Source organism: Geomonas sp., from assembly GCF_056994735.1.
Genome location: NZ_JBXKJL010000103.1, coordinates 1 through 5,870 on the forward strand (window position 1 = coordinate 1; position 5,870 = coordinate 5,870).

General features: G+C 60.0%; 7 protein-coding genes. All 7 read left to right on the forward strand.

Going from position 1 to position 5,870, the window contains the following annotated elements:
- On the forward strand, positions 1 to 329 hold a 329-nt coding region (locus AC11W3_RS04760), incomplete at its 5' end, for an ACT domain-containing protein (RefSeq protein ID WP_484092580.1).
- Positions 330 to 712: 383 nt separating this feature from the next.
- Positions 713 to 2,299 (forward strand): citramalate synthase, encoded by a 1,587-nt coding sequence (cimA, locus tag AC11W3_RS04765; RefSeq protein ID WP_484092581.1) that lies wholly within the window; start codon positions 713 to 715, stop codon positions 2,297 to 2,299.
- The gene (locus tag AC11W3_RS04770; protein WP_484090781.1) at positions 2,299 to 2,862 is read left to right on the forward strand and encodes a ComEA family DNA-binding protein; all 564 of its coding nucleotides are present in this window, start codon (positions 2,299 to 2,301) and stop codon (positions 2,860 to 2,862) included. The genes cimA and AC11W3_RS04770 overlap by 1 nt, the downstream gene beginning before the upstream one ends.
- A 130-nt stretch (positions 2,863 to 2,992) precedes the next feature.
- A complete protein-coding gene (locus AC11W3_RS04775) occupies positions 2,993 to 3,148 on the forward strand; it encodes a hypothetical protein (RefSeq protein ID WP_484090782.1) in 156 nt (51 codons plus the stop codon).
- A gap of 296 nt (positions 3,149 to 3,444) precedes the next feature.
- Positions 3,445 to 3,855 carry an RrF2 family transcriptional regulator gene (locus AC11W3_RS04780; RefSeq protein WP_484090783.1) on the forward strand — a complete coding sequence of 137 codons (411 nt, stop codon included), beginning with the start codon at positions 3,445 to 3,447 and terminating at the stop codon, positions 3,853 to 3,855.
- A 103-nt stretch (positions 3,856 to 3,958) separates the two neighbouring features.
- Complete coding sequence (locus AC11W3_RS04785) at positions 3,959 to 5,341, forward strand: cytochrome ubiquinol oxidase subunit I (protein ID WP_484092582.1); 1,383 nt, start codon at positions 3,959 to 3,961, stop codon at positions 5,339 to 5,341.
- 9 nt (positions 5,342 to 5,350) lie between these two features.
- Positions 5,351 to 5,870, forward strand: a 520-nt coding sequence (cydB, locus tag AC11W3_RS04790; RefSeq protein ID WP_484092583.1) for a cytochrome d ubiquinol oxidase subunit II, incomplete at its 3' end; no start/stop codon positions are given.

Here is a 5,870-nt window from a genome sequence, read left to right on the forward strand (position 1 = left end):
AGGCGGGATTCACCGACTTCACCTTCACGGTGCCCCAGACCGATTTCAAGAAGGCCCTGGCCATCACCAAGGAGACCGCCGAAGCCATCTCCGCCAAGGACGTCATCTCCGATGAGAACGTCAGCAAAGTCTCCATCGTAGGTCTCGGCATGAGGAGCCACGCCGGTGTCGCCACCAAGATGTTCGAGACGCTGGCTAAGGAAGGGATCAACATCCAGATGATCTCCACCTCCGAGATCAAGATCTCCGTCGTGGTCGACTCCAAGTACACCGAACTGGCTGTCAGGGTGCTGCACGACGCCTTCGGTCTCTCGGGGGTGCAGAAGTAAACCTTTCCTGCCACGGAAAACCTGAAACCTTTTTGCCACGGAGACACGGAGAAAATCTGAGAAAAGCTGAAGTCCTGAATCGGGGGAAAATAACCGATACTTCCTTCTTTGTTTCGCACTCTCAGAAGTTCTCCGTGTCTCCGTGGCTAATGGTTTTGAAGTAGAAGTACAGGCAGTTCCTGTTAGTTGGGTTACCTTCTGCCTTTGGTTCGCGGTTAACTCAGAAGTTCTCCGTGTCTCCGTGGCTAATTGGTTTTGAAGTTGAAGTACAGGCAGTTCCTGTTATGTGGGTTTGCAGTTATCTCGGAAGTTCTCCGTGTCTCCGTGGCCAATTCTGTTTTTTCTTTTATGGAGCGGAACGGACTATAAAAGGGTGGGGTTAAATGAGCCTGGTAAAACTTTACGATACGACACTTAGGGACGGAACCCAGGCGGAGGACATCTCCTTCCTGGTCGAGGACAAGATCCGCATCGCCCACAGGCTGGACGAAAGCGGCATCCACTATATCGAGGGGGGATGGCCGGGGAGCAATCCCAAGGACGTCGCTTTCTTCAAGGACATCAAGAAGGAGCGTCTCGTCCAGGCCAAGATTGCCGCCTTCGGTTCGACCCGCCGGGCCAAGATCACTCCCGACAAGGACCAGAACATCCGCACCCTGGTGCAGTCGGAGGCAGATGCCGTCACCATCTTCGGCAAGAGCTGGGACTTCCAGGTGCGCGAGGCGCTGAGGATTCCGCTCGAGGAGAACCTGGAGCTGATCTACGACTCGCTGGAGTACCTCAAGACCCGCATGCCCGAGGTCTTCTACGACGCGGAGCACTTCTTCGACGGCTACAAGGCCAACCCCGAGTACGCCATCAAGACCCTCAAGGCTGCCGAACAGGCCGGCGTCGACTGCATCATCCTCTGCGACACCAACGGCGGCACCATGCCCTACGAGATCGCGCAGATCGTGGCCAAGGTGAAAAGCCACATCTCGACCCCGCTCGGCATCCACACCCACAACGACAGCGAATGCGCCGTGGCCAACAGCATCGTCGGTGTCGAACAGGGGATCGTGCAGGTCCAGGGGACCATCAACGGCTTCGGGGAGCGCTGCGGCAACGCCAACCTCTGCTCGATCATCCCCGCCCTGAAGGTGAAGATGGGGATCAACTGCGTGACCGACGAGCAGATGCGGCAGCTCCGCGATCTCTCCCGCTTCGTCTATGAGCTCGCCAACCTCGCCCCCGACAAGCACCAGCCCTACGTCGGCAACTCCGCCTTCGCCCACAAGGGGGGCGTGCACGTTTCGGCCATCCAGCGGCACCCGGAGACCTACGAGCACATGAGGCCGGAACTGGTCGGCAACACCACCCGCGTGCTGGTCTCGGACCTCTCCGGCCGCGCCAACATCCTGGCCAAGGCTACCGAGTTCAACATCAACCTCGACTCCAAGGATCCGGTGACCCTCGAGATCCTCGAGGACATCAAGTCCATGGAGAACCGCGGCTACCAGTTCGAGGGGGCCGAGGCTTCCTTCGAGCTCCTCATGAAGCGGGCGCTCGGTACCCACCGCAAGTTCTTCTCGGTCATCGGCTTCAGGGTGGTGGACGAGAAGCGGCACGAGGACGAGGTGCCGATCTCCGAGGCTACCATCAAGCTCAAGGTCGGCGGCAAGATCGAGCACACCGCTGCCGAGGGGACCGGTCCGGTCAACGCCCTCGACAACGCCATCAGGAAGGCCCTGGAGAAGTTCTACCCGAAGCTCAAGGACGTGAAGCTGCATGACTACAAGGTCAGGGTGCTCCCGGCAGGGCAGGGGACGGCATCGTCGATCCGGGTCTTGATCGAGTCGGGCGACAAGGAAGGTCGCTGGGGCACGGTTGGGGTTTCCTCCAACGTGATCGAGGCCTCCTACCAGGCACTCATCGATTCCATCGAATACAAGCTTCACAAGGACGAGGAGGCGGCGTTGCCGAAGAAGTGATGCCGCGGAGCAGCCGACTCGCCATCTGGTGTCTCGCCCTGCTCCTATCCATCTTCCTGTACCTCAGGGGCCGCGTTCCCGCCGAAAAAGGCGAGGGCGCGGCCCTTTTCCGTGCCGGGGCCGGGACGGTGACGGTCCGGTTGGCGGGGGACTTTCCCCGCCCCGGTCTCTATCGGTTCCCTGACGGCACCACGACCCTTGCCGCCATAAAAATGACGCTCGGTTCCGCCCATTATTCAGGGGTTTCCGCGCGAGACGGCGGGGTGCGCCTGGCCTCGGGCGATATCGTGACGCTGACCTTGCGGCGGGGAGAAAGGCCTGTCTTTTCAGTGGGGAGGATGGCCGCGAAGGAGCGTATGCTGCTGGGAATCCGGCTGAACCCCGACCTGATGGAGGCCGACGACTGGGCCGCGCTCCCGGGGATCGGGCCGGTGCTCTCCGCCCGCATTGCGGCGGACCGTCACCAAAATGGCGCTTTCGGCTCGGTCGAAGCTCTGTCGCGGGTCCCTGGAATCGGTCCCGCCAAGCTCGCCGCCATCAGGAAGTTTTTTTGCTGCCCATAACCACTCAATATTGCGGGAGGTGTTGCCGGCCCAGACAGGATTACGGCAATGATCGTTAGAGTGTTCTACTTTTGGCATACAAGGTGAATCTTAGCCGGCACACATCAATTGCCAATGGGAGGTAACCCTTATGAGATGTCCAAAATGCAAAGGTAGGATGTTTGCCGAGAAGTACTACGATTTCGTCCGGTCTTTCGACGCCTGGAAGTGCACCTGCTGCGGCGAGGTCCTCGACCCGACGATCCTGGCAAACAGGGCAAGGAACTTCAACAGCTTGCTCGGCTGATTAAGTTTGGACACTCAACGCCATGAGAAGGACCGCTTCATGCGGTCCTTTTTTTTCCTCTCAATCAGCATTGGTAGGAGCGCCCTTCCGGGCCCGAACCGAAGCCATTCGCGCCCGGGAGGGCGCTCCTACGGGTGGGCCGATGGGGTTCGAAAATCGTGAAGGCCCGAATGTATAATGATTCCAAGAGGGGATCAGCTGCGCCGGTGTAAAGTTTATTATCTCTCAGATTTACCCTTGACAGCAGCGCGATCGTTCGATATAAAGAGGACCAACTTGGTCTTAAAGGTGTCCTTATGATGGAATTGACCCGCAAGGGAGAGTACGCAATACGAGGCATCATCTACCTGGCCCAGCAGCCCCCGGGACAGGTCTCTTTGATAAGCGAGATAGCAGCCGCGACCGACGTGCCGCAGACCTTTCTGGCAAAGATCTTCCAGAGCTTCAACAAGCTCGGACTGGTGAGCTCTTCCCGCGGCACCGGTGGGGGATTCATCCTGGCCAGGCCGGCTTCGCAGATCACCTTGCGAGAGGTGGTGGAGGCTGTCGAGGGGCCGATCGTTCCCAATCGTTGCCTCCTTGGCAATACCTGCGACAGGTCGGGGGAGTGCCAGGTGCACCAGGTCTGGCGGCAGGTGCAGACCCAGGTTGTCAACATCCTCGAGGACGTCACCATCGACACCCTGGCAAGGGGTCCTGGCGCCTAATTTTTTTTGCCCTCGAATCGGATAAAAATGATCCGCTTGGTCCGTATATGACCCGAAACCGCAATTCCGGTTTTCCAATCCAATATCTACAAGGAGGAAGTCGATGGACGTACTCACCCTAAGCAGGCTGCAATTCGCCCTCACCAGCATGTTCCATTTCATTTTCGTGCCTCTCACCCTGGGGCTCTCCGTCCTGGTGGCCGCCATGGAGACCCGCTATGTGCTGAGCGGGAACGAGCTCTACCTCAGGATGACCAAGTTCTGGGGGAAGCTCTTCCTGATCAACTTCGCCCTCGGGGTGGTGACCGGCATCACCCTTGAGTTCCAGTTCGGCATGAACTGGGCCGAGTACTCCCGTTACGTGGGCGACATCTTCGGGGCACCGCTGGCCATCGAGGCGACCATGGCCTTCTTCCTGGAATCGGTCTTCATCGGGCTCTGGGCCTTCGGCTGGAAGAAGGTCTCCAAACGCGTCCATGCCCTTTCCATCTGGATCGTGGCGGTGGCCACCAACCTCTCGGGCCTTTGGATCCTGCTGGCTAACGGCTGGATGCAGCACCCTGTCGGTTACCTGCTGCGCAACGGCCGCGCCGAGATGGTCGACTTCATGGCGCTGGTCACCAATCCCTTCGGGCTTTTGAAGTTCGGACACCAGATCGTCTCCGGCTACACGGTGGCCGGCTTCTTCGTGATGGGCGTTTCGGCCTGGCACCTCCTCAGGAAGCAGAACCCCGACTTCTTCAGGATCTCCTTCCGCATGGCTGCCGCTTTCGCCCTGGCGGCCTCGATCCTGGTTGCCGTGATCGGTGATTTCCACGCCGCGGACGTGGCCAAGACCCAGCCCGCGAAGTTCGCCGCCATGGAGGCCGTCTGGGAAAGCTGCGGCTACGCCCCGCTGCATCTCATCGCCTTCCCGGACGAGAAGAACCAGTGCAACCTGGTCTCCGGGTTCCCCGTTCCCGGCATGCTGAGCATCCTGGCCTTCCACGACAAAAGCGCCGTGATCAAGGGGCTCAATTCCTTCCCGAAGAACGAGCGCCCGCCGGTCCTCCCGGTCTTCCTCGGGTTCCGCCTGATGGTAGGTCTGGGGACGCTCTTCATCCTGGCCTCGGGACTGGCGCTCTTTCTTTCCAGGAAGGGAACCCTCGAGAACTACCCGTTTTTCCTGCGCTTCCTGGTCTACGCCATCCCGCTCCCCTATATCGCCAACCAGCTGGGGTGGGTGGTCTCCGAGGTCGGCCGCCAGCCGTGGATCGTCTATGGGGTGATGAGGACCTCGGACGCGGTGTCGAAGGCCGTCTCCCTTTCGCAGGTGGTAGGCTCCCTGGTCGGCTTCGTCCTTCTTTACGGCCTGCTCGGCTTCGTGGATATCTACCTCCTGACCAAGTTTGCCCGCAAGGGACCCGAGGAGGGCGACCTGGTGGTCGCCGAACCGGCCGTCCATGACGAGATCATCTTTGCCGCCTCTGGCGCGATCAGGAATTAGGGGGGAGACATGGAACTGCAAATTGTCTGGTTCGTACTTTGGGGCGTATTGTGGAGCGTCTATTTCATGCTGGACGGGTTCGTGCTCGGTGCGGGGATGCTGCACCGCGTGCTGGCCAGAAACGATGAGGAGCGCCGCGTCGTCATCAACACCTTCGGCCCGGTCTGGGACGGCAACGAGGTCTGGCTGATCACCGCCGGTGGCGCCACCTTTGCCGCCTTCCCGACAGCATATGCCCTGATGTTCAGCTACCTCTACACGCCGCTTCTGCTCCTCCTCTTCGCCCTCATCGTGCGCGGGGTCTCCTTCGAGTTCCGCAGCAAGGAAGAGGGACGCCTCTGGAGGGGAGGGTGGGATTGGGCCATCGTCGTCTCCAGCCTGGTGCCGGCGCTCCTCTTCGGGGTCGCCTTCGGGAACATCTTCGCCGGGCTCCCGATGGACCGGGAAGGGTATCACGGCTCGCTCGCCTATCTTCTCAACCCGTACGGCCTCACCAGCGGGATACTCTTCGTGCTGATGTTCCTCCTGC